Source organism: Parafrankia elaeagni (assembly GCF_000374165.1).
GTDB classification, from domain to species: domain Bacteria; phylum Actinomycetota; class Actinomycetes; order Frankiales; family Frankiaceae; genus Parafrankia; species Parafrankia elaeagni.
Genome location: NZ_KB893721.1, coordinates 1 through 15,991, shown reverse-complemented (window position 1 = coordinate 15,991; position 15,991 = coordinate 1). Strand labels below are relative to the sequence as shown.

The window sequence follows — 15,991 nt, the reverse complement described above, 5'->3', positions numbered from 1 at the left end:
TCGGTCAGGTCGCGGGGTCGACCTCGAGCGCGGGGTGAACCGCTGCCGGCTACCGGGGCCGGTTCCGCTGCCTGGTCCGCGTCGTCGCCCAGCGTGGCGGGAGTGCCACCGCCCGATCGGTGTGGTAGGTACACGTTTGACTTCGTAGTGTGACGGCAGGCGGTGACGGCAGGCGGTGACGGCGGCGTGGGTACTGGGCCCGGCACATGCAGGATGCACATGTCAGGGAAACGATCGGTTATCTCCGTCGGCATCTCGAACGGCAGTTACGTGGTTCCGCGTTCAGCGGCGGATTCCTTCTGGGAAATCCACGCAGGTGCGTAGTGAGACGCCCTCCAGGGCACGGCATCAGCCGCGACGCCAGCGCTGGTAGGCCCCGCCGTCGCAACCGGTCGTGGTGAGCGCGCCGGATCCGTTGCTCTGCATGCACATACCGGTGGCGACGTCCACCAGGCTCAGCGAGCCGTCGCCGTTCGCGGCCATCGTCCACTTCTGGTAGGCGCCGCCGTTGCAGTCGATCGCGTAGACGGCGCCGTTCTCGTTGCTGTCCAGGCAGACGCCGGTCGGCCGATGGGTGATCACCACCGGGCCGAGCCCCCTGACGGTCCACTGCTGGTAGGCGCTGCCGTTGCACCTCAGGGCGTGGATGTAGGTCGTCCCGTCGCTGTCCAGGCACAGGCCGGTCGCTCCGTGCACGAAGGCGGAGGTGCCGGCAACGGCCGCGGGCGGCGTGGTGGCGGCCGGAGCGGCCGGCGGGGGAGCGGGCGCGGCGGCGGGTGGGAGCGCCCCGCCCTGGGCCTGCGGAGCGTCTCCCGCGGAGGCCCGCGGGCTCGCCGCGACCTGACGGCCCGAGGGGGTGACCGGTGCGGACGCTGTCGCTGTGTCAGGTCCGCCGGTCGGAGGGGGCGCGGATGTCATCGGGGCGGGCGGGCTCGGCGTGCCGACGACCGCCGGCCCGCTCGCCGTGGGCCAGGGGCGCGGCGAGCGGGACTCGCGGAACGCCCCGCCCACCGGTCGCTCGGCCGATGCTGCCGGGGTGCCTCCATCCCAGGAGTAGTACGACTGGGCGCCGCGGGCCGCGATGACGCCGACAACCACGGCGGCCATGCCGAGCAGGACGGTGAAAACGGTGACCGCCTGCCACCGGCTCGACCGGACATCCGGTCTCCGAGCAGGCACCACGCCTCTCCTCTCCCGCGTCCACAATCCCATCGAGCCACCGAAAGCAACCTTATTAGACCAAATCTCTGCTGAGATCAGACATTCGAGGGTGCGAGAAACGCGAAACGGAAGAGAAGGCGGTACTTTCGGTGGCGAAACCAGGAAAATCCGGTTAACGTTGGCGCAAATGTTGCACCGGATTGCCGTGAACCAGTGCCCTGGACAGGCGTCGGCCGCCTCGGGACCGGCCAGGCGCTTCAGTGCTGACCGGGCGCTTCAGTGCTGACCGGTTCTCAGCTGGACGAACAGGCTTTCAGCCTCCGCACACAACGTGTCGCCGTCAAAAAGTCGGCCGGTGAGGAAAAGCTTGCGGCCCTCGACACGGTCGACCGTCGCCTCCACCCGCAGGGGAACGCCGACCCGAGTGAGCGCGCGGTAGTTCACGTTCAGGTACACCGACCGGGCGAAGGCGCCGCTGGCGTTGGCCAGCACGGCCAGCACCTCGTCGAACACCAGCGGGATGGCACCGCCGTGAACCGCGCCGTTCACGGTCACGTAGTGCCGGCCGAACGTCACGCGGCAGGTGGCCCGGTCCCGGGCGCGCACATCCCACAGCACGACGGGCGCCATCGTCTGGCCGCGGCCCGCGAGATCCAGTCGCAGCCCGGTCGCCCGTTCGGACTCCGCGACCGCGAACGGCGCCAGCCGTGCACTGATCTGTGCGAACTCGTCAGCGACCTGCGTCATCACCTCGGCCGGTGGGCAGGCGTCGGTCACGACATCGAGCAGGTGGCGCAGATTGTCGACGAACCGGCCGAAGTCCGGGCCGCCGGGCAGGCCGGCGCCCCTGTCCGGTGCGGGAACAGCCGGTACGCCGGGTGGTAAATCAGTGAAGGGTTCCGTCACCGCCCAAGCGTCCCAAAAATCGGGCCGGGAGGTGTGGCTCGATTCCTCGCGTTGTCGGACTGCCGCCGGCCGGTGCGCCGACCGGCGGCAGTGGGCCCGGCGGACAAGCTCAGGGGACGCGGGCCAGGACGCCGTAGACGTTCACACGGTCGTCGGCCAGTTCCTCGCCCGTGTTCTTCTCCGGGTGCCACCGGTGCACCGGCACGACACCCGGGTCGACGAGTTCCAGGCCGGTGAGGAAATCCTCGATCTCGGACCGGGAGCGTGGCGTCAGTGCAATACCGCGCGCCTGGTAGGTGGCTGACACCTTCGCTGCCGCCTCCGGCGCGAAGTCCCCGGTGGCGTGGGTGAGGGCGACGTAACTGCCGGAGGGCAGGATCTCGGTGTACCGGCGGACGAGGTTGTACGGGTCGTCAGCCGCGGGAATGAAGTGCAGCACGGCGATCAGCGACAGCACGAGCGGCTGGTCGAGGTCGAGCGTCTCGGCCAGTTCGGTCGAGCGCAGGATCTTCTCCGGCTCGCGCAGATCGGCGTCGAGGTACGCGGTGCGGCCCTGGGCGGAACCGGTGAGCAGTGCCCGGGCGTGCGCCAGGACGATCGGGTCGTTGTCGACGTACACGATGTGGGCGTCCTTGGCGCTCTCCTGCGCGACCTCGTGCAGGTTCGGCGACGTCGGGATGCCGGTGCCGATGTCGATGAACTGCCGAAGGCCCAGCTCCCCGACGAGCTTGCGGGTCGCGCGGTGCAGGAAGGCCCGGTTCTCCCGTGCCCCGGTCCGCATGTCCGGGAAGATCGCCAGCGTCTGCTCGGCGGCCTCCCGGTCGGCGGGGAAGTTGTCCTTCCCGCCGAGGAAGTAGTCGTAGACCCGAGCCGAGTGCGGTACGTCCGTCCGCAGGTCCACCGGCTCCACATGGTCAACCAGCCGGTTCCAGCGAAGAACGCGCCTCGGTTCGCTGCTCACAGCCCGCCCTCTCACAATCGTCGCACCCGCCCCACAGGTTGCCGGGCGGCCGGGTGGCGCCCGCCATCGTGCCCGCCGCGGTGACCATTCGGCGCGGGCCGGCCCCGCCGGCCGGCAGGGCGCCACCGGCCGCCGGTCGAGCGGGGTAGCACGAAGGTGCAATGTCACTTATTATGCCGACTCGTTCCCTCAACGTGGCACAACGGCAGCGACCTGCCGGCGGAACCGCTCCCTGGTCCCGAAGCGCGGCCCGACCGAGACGGGTCATGGCGGTTCGCCGGTCCACGCCCGATCGGTCGAGCACGGCCGGGCGGGGAACCGGCCAGGCGATCCATACACCGGCAGTCGGTGCTACCTCGCCGGGCGGGCCTCGGCGAAGGCCCGCAGCTCGCGGGCGATATCGGGGCCGGAGGGCTGGTACATGACCTCGCGGAAACCAGCCTCGGCGAGGCGGGAGAGCTTCTGCCGGACGGCGGCCGCCTCCCCGACCATGCTGGTGAGATCTCCGACCAGGGCGTCGAGGTCAAGGTGATCCAGCAACGGGCGGTCCCGCTCGGTCAGGTGGGTGACATGCCCCTCGAAAGTGAGCAGATGACGTCGGTCGGCGGGGGCGAGGCCTTCGAGGGCCTCGCGCCACTGCCTTCCTCCCGGCAGGGCGTCCACCGCCGCGGGCCCGCCGACGGCATAGGCGGTGTGCCAGCGGACGACCTGCCAGGGGCCGACCGCCTCCCGGACGCGAGCCGAGTGGGGATCCTCGCCCGGATCGAGCACGGTGCCGGTGACCATCGTGGCGGTCGGAAGTGCGGGGTGTGGCGGGCCGATCGTGCCGTCGGCCACTTCGGGGGCTCGCCTGTTGCCGCGTGGGCCGAGAACGCTGAGCCACAGCGGGACGTCGACCGGCCGTGGCGCGGTCAGGCCAGGCCCGTGCAGCATGCGGGCCGCCTTTCCGTCGAGCAGGATGGTCTCGCCGGCGAGCAGCCGGCGGATCGAGGCGACGTAGTCGAAGAGGGCGTCGAGCGGCATCGGCGGCTGGCCGATGGTCATGCGGGCGGTGTAGCCGGTGCCGAAGCAGGCGCGGAAACGACCTTCGGAGAGGCGGGCGATGGTCGCGATGCCCGACGCCATGGTCATGACCGCCCGCTGGGTGGGAATCAGGACCGCGGTGCCGAGACCGATCCGACTCGTCCGCACAGCCGCCAGGGCGAGGTGCGCGAACGGGTCCTCCCACAACGGAGCCGAGTCGAAGATCCAGACCCGCGCGTAGCCGAGTTCTTCGGCGAGGACGGCGAGATCCGCGAAGTCCGGGCCCGGCGGAAGCCCGCAGGACAGCTCAAACGTGCTCGATTCCGACATGGAATTCTGTTTACAGCAGTGCCGTGAAGCGCCGCCACCGCTCGCGGGGAAATGCGCCCTGGCCGGGTGCGAGTGCCTGCAGGGCCACGTGATCGGTGCCGGCGGCACGGTGCTCGTCCACCCGCGCCTCGTCGCGCCCGCCGCACAGGATCACGGTCTGCTCGGGAAGCACAAGTGCCCCGTCACCCAGTGCCTCGCGGGAGAGCCGGGTGTGCTGCGGCGTCACGAGGTAGGGATGCGCCCCACGGGCCCGTGCCGCCGCGAGGTCCAGCATCTTCGGACCCAGCGCGGCCAGTACCCGTGCGCCGGCGGGCACCGGCGGGTGGGCGGCGTCGAGACCGTCGAGGAACCGGCTCATCGCCGCCAGCGGGCGCCGGTAGCGCCCGGGTTCCGTGACGTCGACCCGAGCTCGTGACATCACGGTCCGCGCCGACCCGTTCTCGCCTCGAGTTTTCTGACGCCGTTGACGGAGACCGACCGGAGGAACTCCGGCTCACCGGTGATGGTGAGGTCGGGCAGGCGATGGAAGATCTCCCGGAGGATCGCGGCGATCTCGGCCCGGGCCAGGTGTGCGCCGAGGCAGAAGTGGGGACCTGGGCCGCCGAAGGCGAGATGGGGGTTCGGGGATCGGGTGAGGTCGAGCCGGTCGGGGTCGGGGAAGACGCGCTCGTCGCGGTTGGCCGCCGCGTAGAGCAGAAGGACCTTGTCACCTCCGGCAAGGTGGTGGCCGTTCAGGGTGATGTCGCGGGTGGCGGTGCGGCGCATCGTGGCGACGGGTGTGGTGAAGCGAAGAACCTCTTCGACAGCGGTGGGGCGTAGCCGGTCGAAGTCGGCGGCCCAGGCCCTGCGGACCGCGGGGGCGTTGTGCAGCGCCCACAGCCCGAGACTGATCGCGTTGCGGGTGGTCTCCTGGCCGGCGAAGGCCAGGAGGACGAAGAAGGACGCGACCTCCGAGGTGGTGAGGCGGATGCCGTCGACGTCCGCCTGGACGAGTGTGGTGAGCAGATCGTCGGCGGGCCTGCGCCGGCGGTGCTCGGCGAGGTCGGCAGCCAGATCGGCCAGGGCTGTGCCGGCGGCGAGGAAGGCACTGATCGGGTCCTGCTGGTCCGGGACGAGCTCTGGGTCGCCGCCGGAGACGATGACGTCGGAGGCAGCCAGGACGTCGGCCCGGTGGCCGGGTGGAACACCGACCAGGTCGCAGATCACGGCGAGCGGGAAGGGCGTGGCCAGGTCGGCGACGATGTCCAGGTCCCGTCGCCGTGCGGCGGCGGCGACGGTTGCGGCGGCATGGCGGTCAAGACTGTCGTGCAGGCGGCGCAGGGTGCGCGGCGTGAACGCCGCGGCGACGAGTCGGCGGAGCTGGCCGTGACGAGGGTCGTCGAGGTTGATGATCGAACCGAAGAACTCGTTGAAGGCGGGGCCGAGGTCGTTGACCCACAGCGTGCCGAGCCCTGAGCAGAAGTCGGCCGGGCGGCGGGAGACCTCGACGAGGTCGGCGTGGCGGGTGAGCGCGCGGTAGCCCTTGCCGCGGGCGAGGCCCGGAATGGGAGGTTCGTCGAACAGATGCAGCGTCGGGTCGTCGCGCAGTCGACGCAGATAGGCGAGTTTGCTGTCCGGCGACGCGTCCCGGAAGCGTCGGCTCGACGGCCACACGGGCGCCGTTGCATCGGGCGACTGGTCGCTGTGCGGACCGGCCTCGACGGGTGGCACGGCGGGTCAGGCCTGGTAGGTGTAAACAGGCCGGGGCGGCTGGCCGAAGAAGGAGACGATCGAGCTCAGTCGGGCGTCCGGGGTGAAACGGACGATCTCGATGCCGCCGAGCACCATCTGGCCGGCCCGGTCGCGCAGCACCCACTCGTAGCGGGCGGTGCCGTGGTGGCCGTCGACACCGGAGGTGCGCGCCGGCACGTAGCCCGGGTAGGCGGTGGCCAGCTCGGCGATCAGCTCGGCGAGAGCCTGCGTACCGGTGGAGCTCTTCAGCGGGTTCGCGTAGGCGACGTCGGAGGCACAGACCTCGGCGAGCAGGCCATGGCGCCTGTCGTCGTCGACGGCCCAGGCCTCGTGGACCCGGTCCGCGGCGGTGGTGACCGCCTGGATGACGTCGAGGGTCGTCCCGGCACCGACGGTGGCGGCTTCCCGCCTGCCTACCGTTCCGTTGTTCATCCTCTGCTCCTGAACATCAGGGCGGCCTGGGCGCGCTGGAGCTTGCCGGAGGGTGTCTTCGGGATGCTGCCGGGTGGCAGCACGTGTACCTGGGCGGGCCGGATCCCCACTGCGGCGAGCACGGCGGCAGCGACCTCGTCGCGGATGCGCGAATCACCATGGCCGGGTCTGCTCTCTACCGCGACGGCCAGCCCGTCAGTGCTCGCGCCGTCGGCACGGGCAGCGGCATAGGCGACGACGTTGCCGGGCCGGACACCGAAGACACGGGACGCCGCCTGCTCGACTTCCTCGGGGTGCAGGTTGCGGCCCCCGATGATGATCAGATCCTTTGCCCGGCCGCAGACGACGAGATCATCGTCGAGCAGGTACCCCAGGTCTCCCGTCGCGAGCCACCCGCCCGGGGCTCGCCTGACCGCAAAGTGATCCGGGCTGTCCGCCCGGGGCGTCGCTGCGGGGCCGGCAGCCTCCCTGTCGTTGAGGTAACCCGCAGTGACGGAGGCGCCGCGGATGTGGATCTCGCCGACAGACCGCTCCGGGCACTCCTGGCCTGTCTCCGGGTCCACGATTCGGATCTGCAGGCCGGGCAGCGCCGGCCCGAGCCGGACCAGCCGACGGGTCCGGGCCTTCCCGACCTCGGTGGTGGTTATGGCGGGAACGGCGACCCGCCGATCCGCGAGGAGGCCTGCGTCGACCGTGTCGGTGTGCATGCCCGGGGCCGTCGGCATGGTAACGGCGAGAGTCGCCTCGGCCAGGCCATAGGCAGGCAGGAACGCATTCCGGTCGAATCCGTGGGGGGCCGCTGCATCAAGGAACCGTTCGATCGTTTCGGGTTCGATCGGCTCCCCGCCGCACAGCGCCACCTTCACCGACGACAGATCCAGCGTCGGCCCGGTCGCGAGCAACCGGCCGGCAAGTGCGTAGGCCGATGCGGGACCCATCAGAACCGTTGCCCGGTGACGTGCCGCGTTGCGCAGCCAGGACGACGGCGCGGCGAGGTAGTCCGTGGGCGAGCCCAACAGCACATCGCAGTTTCCGCACGTCAGCTGCACCGCGAGCGCACCGATCAGGCCCATGTCGTGTGACAGCGGCAGCCAGGTCAGCAGCCTGCCGTGGATCTCGTCGTGCCGGATCCGGTCACGGATAGCCACGATGTTCGCCGCCAGGTTCCCGTGACTGACCTGGACGATTTTCGGAACCGCGGTCGTACCGCTGGTGAACTGGAGAACGGCGGGATCGGCCGGAGTGAGTTCCGGCTCCTGCCACACCCCGGTCGGATCCGCCGTCAACACGTCGTGCAAAAAATCGACCCGCGCATCTGCGGCGATCAGCGTGTCGGCTAGATGCTCGTAGGGAGATCCGAGCACGACGAGGGGATCGCCCAGTGCGGCGATTCGGTCGCGGGTCTGTTCGGCATAGATCGCGAGATCAACTGTCCGCGCCGGTGTCGGTGCACAGCTCACAGCGCCGCCCGCCAGCCATACGGCCACCACGGCGGTGACCATCGATCGTTCCGGCAGGGCGAGAATGACAACCCGGCGCCCGGGACCGATGCCTCGCGCACCCTGCAACCAGGCAGCCACGCGTTCTGCCTCGGTGAAGAACTCCGACCAGCCGAGAACGTCCTCGGAATCCGCGCCGAGAAAGACGATCCGCCCGCACTGGCGCCGGGCTCGGTCGATTCCGTCCAGCAGTCCGACCACCAGAAGTCATACCTCTCAGGAGCGTAACAGGTTCTGGTCTGCCGATTCCGGTGCCCGGGGAAGAACGGGGTGGGAATGGGAAACCTGTGCTGCGATGTGAAGACAGTGATCCGTTACTGGAGGCCGTGCGCGTGGGACGGGCCGGCCGGTCGGTTTCAGCAGGGGCTGGCGAAGTTCTCGGGTCCGGCTGGAATCTCCTGGTCCGGACGGTACGCGGCGAGAATGATCCGGTCCCAGCGCCGCCCCCGGTAGTAGTCGTGGTCACGCAGACGGGCCTCGACTCGCAGCGCCCGCTCTCCGGCGCTGGCGAACTGCTGGTAGTTGAACTCCGGCATCTCCAGATAGAGCTTGTGGAGCGGCCATACATCGAACAGGTAGTTGATGAAGAGGCGCACCGGCTCCGCGGCTATACCGGTGCCAAGGTAGGGGCTGGCCATGGCGGCACCGACGTAGGCGTGGCCGAGATTGAGATCGGCATTGTAGCAGATCAGGTGGCCGGCCGGCTGATTCGTCTGGATGGACTCCACCAGAAACTGGACGAGCATGCCGTGCCACAGCTCCTGCTCGAACTGAGGGTAGGGCGGTACCGAACCGCGGTAACGCCAGCGGAAGCCGACGTCCTGGCTGACGGCCAGACTGTACAGAAAAGGCAACGCCGGCGGCAGTACCGGAACGAGCCGAAAGAACTGGCCGGCCAGTACAGGTGGCCCGAGCTCTGCGGAGGAAGTCGGAGCGTGTTCGGCTGTCGCTCGGCCCGGGACTGGTTCCGCGGCAGCGGCGGGCGTCGCGAGCTCGGCCCTTGCGCGGTACCGGTCGTACAGGTCGCCGACGGTCCCCACCGTCACCCACTCCCGCTCGTTCAGCTCGACATCGAGTTCCGTCAGTGCGGCGATCAGTTCAAGCAGGGCGAACGAGTCCAATCCCAGGTCCGCTCCCAACCGGGAAGTGCTGTCGAGCTGTTCCCGCGGAACACCGGTTCGTTGGCTGACAAGATCTTCGAAGGCGTCCTTGGTAAGCATGGGCTCCTCGACCGGTCAGGCGTCAGAAGGGCAGGTTGAATACCCGCTCCGCACCCGGGAATATGAGTCCTGGTGTGCGTCGGCGACTCGGCCAGACATGTATAACACGACTCAAGATCGTCCGGGTCGTGTTGCGTCAACTCCGCTGGTGGGCGTCGTCTGGGTTCTCCGAGTGGTGCTGGACCGGCCCTGAACGTTGGAGTGGTGCCAGTCGGGTGTCGGGCGATGAACCTCTGACCTGCGGTTACCTCCTCTCCGGTGCGTTTCTCCGTGCGCCGCTGACTGGGCGGTAGCAAACTCTGTCTGCGCCGCGGTCGTCTATGTGATGTGAATCACATGTTCGGATTCTCTGGCTTCTGACCTGGGGAAACCCGAGGGGCTCCGCCTGGAGCAGGCTGATCGGAGATGCCATTGTCTTGGCAGGAAAAAAATCTCTCCCTACAGTTTTGATTCGGGCGCCCAACACCTGTACCTACACCACGAGGAACTGAGGTGTCATGCGAGGACAGACGTTGCGACGCGTCGCGATCGGCGCAGCTGGCCCGGTAGCGCTGGCTGTTGGCTCGACCGCCATGACCCCCGCCTGGGCGGACGGTCAGAGTCCGCCGCCGGCGGGCACGCCGTACAACGAGGTGGATTTCCGAGGCTCCTGTGATCTCAAGGCCTTTCGACCTCTGCAGAGTACCGTTCCGGGGTTCGAGCAGACCCTCCGTGGGTACGGAGGAGTGGTTTGCGACTCTCTCGGCGAGATCAGTGTCAGTGCGACGATCTCCGTCCAGAAGCTGGCTTTGGACGGTACCTGGACAAACTTCTCGACGGGTAGCTACAGCGGCCATGTCGGGGCGGTGAACGAGCAGGACTGGTACGAATACCAGACCTATGACTGCTCCTCGCTGGACACTGGACCCTGGACTTTCAGAACCACAGTAATCGCCAGTTCCGGAGGTGTAGTCGCCGGCGCGGTCTCCCCGACACTCAGCTTCACCTGCTGACCTGCCGGTAGCCCGGCTGTCTCGGGGTTGCCGCGGAGGTGCGCCCCGGGGCGGTCGGTAGATGTCATCAGGTGGCGACCGGAATGTCGTCGCAGCGTTCAGGGGTGACCGGGGAATGCGCGCCGGTGCGGGAGGTGGCCGACGCGGTCACCCCTGAACGACAGCACCTCGCTCGATGCCGTCAGGTGCCTCGAGCCGCCGATCAGGCAAACAACGACCGGGGCGCCGCGGGTCGATACGCTCCTCGAGGCCAGTTCGCCGTGCTCGAGGAGGAGTACCCCTGATGGACTTCGGTTTCGACGCAAAGACCCTGGAGCTGCGGGAGAACCTGCTCGACTTCATGGAGAGTCACGTCGAGCCGGCGCACCCGGTGTTCCGGGAGCAGCTCGCCGAGCTTGAGCAGCAGGGGCAGCGGTGGGCCTGGACGCGGCCGCCGGTCCTGGCCGAGCTGCGGGCCGAGGCGCGCAGCCGTGGGCTGTGGAACCTGTTCCTCCCCGGGGAGCACGGCGCCGGTCTGACGAACCTGCAGTACGCCCCGCTGGCGGAGATCACCGGCCACGGTGGCCGCCTGGCGCCGGCGGCGCTGAACTGCTCCGCGCCGGACACCGGCAACATGGAGGTGCTGTCGATGTTCGGCAGCGAGGCGCAGCGGGCGCAGTGGCTGGAGCCGCTGCTGGCCGGCGAGATCCGTTCCTCGTTCGCGATGACCGAGCCGGACGTGGCCTCCTCCGACGCGACCAACATCTCCACCCGGATCGAGCGTGACGGCGACGAGTACGTCATCAACGGCCGGAAGTGGTGGATCACCGGTGCGATGAATCCCGACGCGAAGATCTTCATCGTGATGGGGAAGACCGACCCCGATGCGGACCGGCACCACCAGCAGTCGATGATCCTCGTCCCGCGGGACACCCCCGGGCTGGTGATACGCCGGGGGATGGAGGTGTTCGGCTACGACGACCACCACCACGGGGGCCACGCGGAGCTGGAGTTCGTCAACGCCCGCGTGCCGGCCGCGAACCTCATCGGCGCCCAGGGCCAGGGCTTCGGGATCGCGCAGGCCCGGCTGGGGCCCGGGCGGATCCACCACTGCATGCGCTCGATCGGCGTCGCGGAGCGGGCGATCTCGCTGATGTGCGAGCGGGTGGAGAACCGGGTCGCGTTCGGGCGTCCGCTGGCCGAGCAGGGCGTGATCCGCGACTGGATCGCCGAGGCCCGGGTGCGGGTGGAGCAGTTGCGGCTGCTGGTCCTCAAGACGGCCTGGCTGATGGACACCGTCGGGAACCGGGCGGCGCACACCGAGATCCAGGCGATCAAGATCGCGACCCCGGCCGCGGTGCAGTGGATCCTCGACAAGGCCATCCAGGCGCACGGTGCCGCGGGCCTGTCCCAGGACCTCCCGCTCGCGGAGGCCTACGCGAGCATCCGGACGCTGCGCTTCGCGGACGGGCCCGACGAGGTCCACCGGGCGGCCCTGGCCCGCGCCGAGATCCGCCGGCAGGCGGCCGCCCGCGCGGCACGCCAGCCCGGCTGACCCGGGCTGACCCGGGCTGACCCGGGCTGGTCCGGGCTGGTCCGGCCGGCCCCGCCACCGCTACGGGTGGCGGGGCCGGCCGACAAGATCGCGCGGTGTCAGCTGGTCAGGTCGAGACCGGCGAGGTCGCCGGCATCACGCCAGTCCTGCAGCAGCTCCTCGAGGGCGTAGAAGCCGGGGCCGTACGGTTCGCCGAGGAAGAAGCGCCCGTTCGTCTCGCCTTCGCTGTTGTAGTAGCCGGGGGTGCACTCGCCGACGAACCTGGTGTTGTCGATCCTGTTCTCGCGGATGGTGCGGATCCAGTTCTCCTCCGCCTCGGCGGTGGGCTCCACGACCGTCGCCCCGCGTGTCTTCGCCGCCGCGATGATGTAGGCGATGTGGTCGGCCTGCTGCTCGAACATCCTGGTCGTGGAGGCGGTGACGCCGCCCTGGATGAAGCCGGTCGAGAAGTAGTTCGGGAAGCCGTGCGACATGATGCCGTGCAGCGTGCGGAAGCCCTTGTCCCAGTGGTCGTAGAGGGACCTGCCCTCGCGCCCGGCGAGCGGCTGGATGGCCAGCTGCCGGTCGAGGGAGCTGGTGATCTCGAAGCCGCTGGCGAAGACGATGCAGTCGACCTCGTACTCGATGCCGTTCGCGACGACCCCGCGCTCGGTGATCCGCTCGACGCCCTTCGCGTCCGACACGTCGACGAGGGTCACGTTCGGGCGGTTGAAGGTCGGCAGGTACTCGTCGTTGAAGACCGGGCGCTTGCACAGGATGCGGAAGTACGGCTTGAGGACCTCCGCGGTCTTCGGGTCGGTGACGACGCTGTCGACCCGCTGACGGATCCGCTCCGCGACCCGGTAGTCCTCGGCCTCGTGCATCTCGGCGAACTTCACGGGATCGGCCAGCGCGCCCCAGCCGTCCGTGGCGTTGAGGCGGGCTGCCAGGTTGCGGGAGACCTCCGTCCAGGCGTCGCAGATCCAGTCCTGCTCGCCGGGGGAGTAGAAGGCGAAGGTCGCGTTGTGGAAGTTGCGCTGGCGCTCCTCCCGCCACCCGGGCTTCAGGGACGCCGCCCATTCCGGGTCGGTCGGGGAGTCGGAGCGCTCGAAGACGTAGGACGGCGTCCGCTGGAACACCGTCAGGTGCTTCGCGCCGCGGGCCAGGTGCGGAATCGCCTGGACGCCGCTGGAACCCGTGCCGATCACGGCGATCCGCTTGTCGGCGATCCTGTCGAGCCCGCCGTGCAGGTTCCCGCCGGTGTAGTCGAAATCCCAGCGCGCGGTGTGGATGGTGTGCCCGCGGAAGTCGGAGATGCCGGGGATGCCGGGGAGCTTGGGCCGGTTGTAGGGGCCCTGGCACATGATGACGAACCGGGCCCGGATCGTGTCGCCGCGGTTGGTGGCGATCCGCCAGCGCTGGATCTCCTCGTCCCACCCCAGCGAGCGGATCAGGGTGTGGAACAGTGCCTTCTCGTACGCTCCGAGATGGCGCCCGACGCGCTGTGCGTGCTCATAGCACTCGTCGCCGTGGGAGAACTTCTCCTTCGGCAGGTAGCCGGTCTCCTCGAGGAGCGGAAGATAGCAGTAGGCGTCCGAGTCGATCTGGATTCCCGGATAGCGGTTCCAGTACCAGACGCCGCCGAAGTCCCCGCCCAGCTCCACGATTCGGAAGTCGGTGATGCCGGCCTGCTGCAGCCGGTGCGCGGCGATCAGACCCGAGAAGCCGCCGCCGAGGATCACCACCTCGATGTCGCCGTCGATGGGCGTGCGCGGCGTGACCGGGGTGTGCGGGTCAGCCTCGTAGAACTCGGCGAAATCGTCGACGGTCTCCACGTACTGCTTCTGGCCGTCGCGGCGTAACCGCTTGTCGCGCTCGGCGAGGTACTTCTGGTGAAGCGCCTCCTGGTCGACCACTTCCGGGGTTTTCGTGGGTTCACAGGGCTGCATAGGGGATTCCTCGGTCCTGCTCGTGGGTGTTGTTGAGCACCGCGGATCCGGTCATGGCCGGCTCCGCGGCTGGCCGGCTGGCCGGCACCGGTGACAAACCACGGTCGAGACCCCCCGCACGTACGGACGCCGGTGTTCCGACACGTCTCCGTCGCTGGCCGTCGGCGGCACGCCGCACGTCATATCATCGCGGACTTATGCCATGTATCCTTGCAAGGATAGCAATGTTGACTGAACCCATCAACGGCCCATACGACTGATCAGCGGTTGTGGATTCCCCGGGTGGCCAGCGCCTGGCGCAGCTCCTGCGCGGCGGTGGGGCTGCCCCGCCTGTCCTGCGCCCCGGCCACCGACCGCTACCACGGCCGTACGAGGGCATGGACAACGCCCACGAGAGTCCGATAGGCCTGGTCCGGTCGGAATCGTCACGTAACGTGACAGCGAGGCCGAGGCCTGGATGGCCCTCGGCCTGCATCCGCATGTCGTCAGCTGCGCCTACGTGCGCCGGCTGGGCGCAGTGCCAAGGGTGTTCGCCGAGTGGATCGACGGCGGCTTCCGTGGGGCGATGGCTACTACCGGGTCACCGGAGCCGCCGAGAGAGCTGCGACCTGGTCAGCGCTCAGCTCCAGCCGAGCGGCCACGGCGTTTTCCTCGAGAGGGGAGACGGACGAGGTTCCGGGATTGGAAGTACCACGTCTGCGCGGGCCAGCAGCCACGCGAGTGCGATCTGCCTGGATGCGGCGCCCGTCGCTGCCGCCACCTCGGCGACAGCACTGTCGGATGACATGTCCCCGCTCATGACAGGGAACCAGGGGATGAAAGCGATGCGTTCGCGCGCGCAGTAGTCGACGACCTCGTCCCAGCCTCGGCTCTCCAGGTTGTACAGGTTGTACAGGTTGTGTACGCTCGCGATCTCGACTGTCCTTCGTGAGGCCTCGATCTGAGGGACGTCCACCTCGCTCAGGCCGACGGCTCGGATCCCGCCCTCCTCCTGCGGTGCTTTCAGCTCGCCGATCTGGTCGTCGAACGGGGCCTCAGGATCCATGCGATGAAGCTGAAAAGGTCGATCCGGTCGACCCGCAGGCGTCGCAGGCTGTACTCGCACTGTTGGCGAAGGTACTCGGGGCGGCCGAGAGAGACCCATTCCCGAGGCCGCGTCTGGGGGTGGCCTGCCTTGGTGGCGATCAACAGATGATCAGGGTACGGGTGCAGTGCCTCCCGGAGGATCTCTTCGGTCACACCGAAGCCATACGCGTCCGCGGTGTCGATGAAGTCGATGCCAAGCTCGACGGCGCGGCGTGCGACCCCGACGGAGTTGTCCCGGTCCGCGGGGGGGGGACCCCGGATATCCGGGTCGGCCAGGCGCATGGCGCCGAACCCGAGTCGGTGCACGACCTTCCCGCCCAGACCGAAGGTCCCGGAGCGGTGGATGCCGACCTGTCGGCCTGCCGTCATAGCTGCTCTCCCTACGCCTGGATCCGAGCGTTTCGCTGTGGTCGCCGTCCTTCCGTGTGATCGGTCATACCGGCTGCGGGCGAGGGGGAGACATATCGAACCGGCGGTAACCAGGGCTGTGCCAGGGCTGCGGTCTGCTGCTCGTCAATCTCAGGGGATCAGGGGCCCGCAAGGCCGATCCCGGTAACGCGGTGTTCCTGGCACGCACCGCCGGCCTTTGATCGGGCAGAAATGTAGGCATTCTGGTTTCCCCAGGGTCCGGAGCGGTTCATCTTCGGCCCCTAGGCTGCGCACGGTGTGCCACGGATAGCGCGACCATCCTGGCCGAGCTCTGATCTTGTCAGCGCGTCCTGACCGCATTCGTCAGCATGTACCAAGGTATGGAGAGGGCCCCGTGAACCGGCATCATCGCAGGATTATTCGTGCCGTGGCAGCCGCCGCGGCAGGTGTACTTGTCGTCGGCGCGCTGAGTGCCGTGGCGGAGGCGTCATCCTCCCGGGCCGCGGAATCCGGTATCGATGGAAGGTAGCTGTTCAGCTCGGTTGAACGGGTGTCTTGCGGATCTTGTCTGTTGATCGTTCGGCTGGTTGCCGGCCGGCGGGTCAAGATCGGATAGTTTGTGGGGGTGGAGTCCGCGGGTCAGCCGAGCTACGAGGAGCTCGTGCGCCTGGTCGCGGACCAGGCCGCGCTGATCGAGCGGCTGACGGCCCGGGTCGCTGAACTCGAACGCAGGCTTGGTGCGGACAGTTCGACGTCGTCGAAGCCGCCGTCGTCGGACAGCCCGTTCACGAAGGCACCGTCGCGGTCGTCGCGGTCGTC

At 68.9% G+C, this 15,991-nt stretch carries 11 protein-coding genes and 2 pseudogenes; 2 read left to right on the top strand and 11 right to left on the bottom strand.

Going from position 1 to position 15,991, the window contains the following annotated elements:
• Nucleotides 1-348 precede the first annotated feature (348 nt).
• From B207_RS38295 to B207_RS0113790, 9 genes and pseudogenes are all read right to left on the bottom strand, one after another.
• Nucleotides 349-1,179: an RICIN domain-containing protein gene (locus tag B207_RS38295; protein ID WP_154675336.1), complete on the bottom strand. Its 831-nt coding sequence runs from the start codon at nt 1,177-1,179 to the stop codon at nt 349-351.
• 258 nt (nt 1,180-1,437) lie between these two features.
• Nucleotides 1,438-2,067 (bottom strand): PaaI family thioesterase, encoded by a 630-nt coding sequence (locus B207_RS0113825; protein WP_018637142.1) that lies wholly within the window; start codon nt 2,065-2,067, stop codon nt 1,438-1,440.
• 109 nt (nt 2,068-2,176) lie between these two features.
• Complete coding sequence (locus B207_RS0113820; protein WP_154675335.1) at nt 2,177-3,028, bottom strand: SAM-dependent methyltransferase; 852 nt, start codon at nt 3,026-3,028, stop codon at nt 2,177-2,179.
• Between the two features lie 351 nt (nt 3,029-3,379).
• Entirely contained in the window at nt 3,380-4,381 is a 1,002-nt protein-coding gene (locus B207_RS0113815) for an LLM class flavin-dependent oxidoreductase (RefSeq protein WP_018637140.1), read from the bottom strand.
• Nucleotides 4,382-4,391: 10 nt separating this feature from the next.
• Nucleotides 4,392-4,784: pseudogene (locus B207_RS33810) on the bottom strand (LLM class F420-dependent oxidoreductase); the annotation flags it as partial.
• 14 nt (nt 4,785-4,798) lie between these two features.
• Nucleotides 4,799-6,034 carry a cytochrome P450 gene (locus tag B207_RS0113805; RefSeq protein WP_018637138.1) on the bottom strand — a complete coding sequence of 412 codons (1,236 nt, stop codon included), beginning with the start codon at nt 6,032-6,034 and terminating at the stop codon, nt 4,799-4,801.
• Nucleotides 6,035-6,097: 63 nt separating this feature from the next.
• Nucleotides 6,098-6,544, bottom strand: coding sequence for a hypothetical protein (locus B207_RS0113800; protein ID WP_018637137.1), 447 nt, complete (start codon nt 6,542-6,544; stop codon nt 6,098-6,100).
• A complete protein-coding gene (locus B207_RS0113795) occupies nt 6,541-8,244 on the bottom strand; it encodes a long-chain-fatty-acid--CoA ligase (protein ID WP_018637136.1) in 1,704 nt (567 codons plus the stop codon). The genes B207_RS0113800 and B207_RS0113795 overlap by 4 nt, the downstream gene beginning before the upstream one ends.
• Nucleotides 8,245-8,399: 155 nt before the next feature.
• On the bottom strand, nt 8,400-9,263 hold the full coding sequence (locus B207_RS0113790) for a phosphopantetheine-binding protein (RefSeq protein WP_018637135.1): 864 nt from the start codon (nt 9,261-9,263) through the stop codon (nt 8,400-8,402).
• Between the two features lie 1,275 nt (nt 9,264-10,538).
• Between B207_RS0113790 and B207_RS0113785 the strand changes: the two genes are divergently transcribed.
• The gene (locus B207_RS0113785) at nt 10,539-11,789 is read left to right on the top strand and encodes an acyl-CoA dehydrogenase family protein (RefSeq protein ID WP_018637134.1); all 1,251 of its coding nucleotides are present in this window, start codon (nt 10,539-10,541) and stop codon (nt 11,787-11,789) included.
• A gap of 98 nt (nt 11,790-11,887) precedes the next feature.
• On the opposite strand, the gene B207_RS0113780 is transcribed toward B207_RS0113785, so the two are convergent.
• Nucleotides 11,888-13,717 carry a flavin-containing monooxygenase gene (locus tag B207_RS0113780; RefSeq protein ID WP_026311035.1) on the bottom strand — a complete coding sequence of 610 codons (1,830 nt, stop codon included), beginning with the start codon at nt 13,715-13,717 and terminating at the stop codon, nt 11,888-11,890.
• Nucleotides 13,718-14,289: 572 nt separating this feature from the next.
• A pseudogene (locus B207_RS33805) lies at nt 14,290-15,172 on the bottom strand (aldo/keto reductase).
• Nucleotides 15,173-15,791: 619 nt separating this feature from the next.
• Here B207_RS33805 and B207_RS41390 point away from each other — a divergent pair.
• Nucleotides 15,792-15,991: DUF6444 domain-containing protein (locus tag B207_RS41390; protein WP_407671329.1), on the top strand; the 200-nt coding region annotated here is incomplete at its 3' end.

What these genes read in the sequence shown, in the direction of transcription:
- B207_RS0113790 (WP_018637135.1), bottom strand. Translation starts at nt 9,263, where the DNA reads ATGCTTACCAAGGACGCCTTCGAAGATCTTGTCAGCCAACGAACCGGT.
- B207_RS0113785 (WP_018637134.1), top strand. Translation starts at nt 10,539, where the DNA reads ATGGACTTCGGTTTCGACGCAAAGACCCTGGAGCTGCGGGAGAACCTG.
- B207_RS0113815 (WP_018637140.1), bottom strand. Translation starts at nt 4,381, where the DNA reads ATGTCGGAATCGAGCACGTTTGAGCTGTCCTGCGGGCTTCCGCCGGGC.
- B207_RS0113800 (WP_018637137.1), bottom strand. Translation starts at nt 6,544, where the DNA reads ATGAACAACGGAACGGTAGGCAGGCGGGAAGCCGCCACCGTCGGTGCC.
- B207_RS0113780 (WP_026311035.1), bottom strand. Translation starts at nt 13,717, where the DNA reads ATGCAGCCCTGTGAACCCACGAAAACCCCGGAAGTGGTCGACCAGGAG.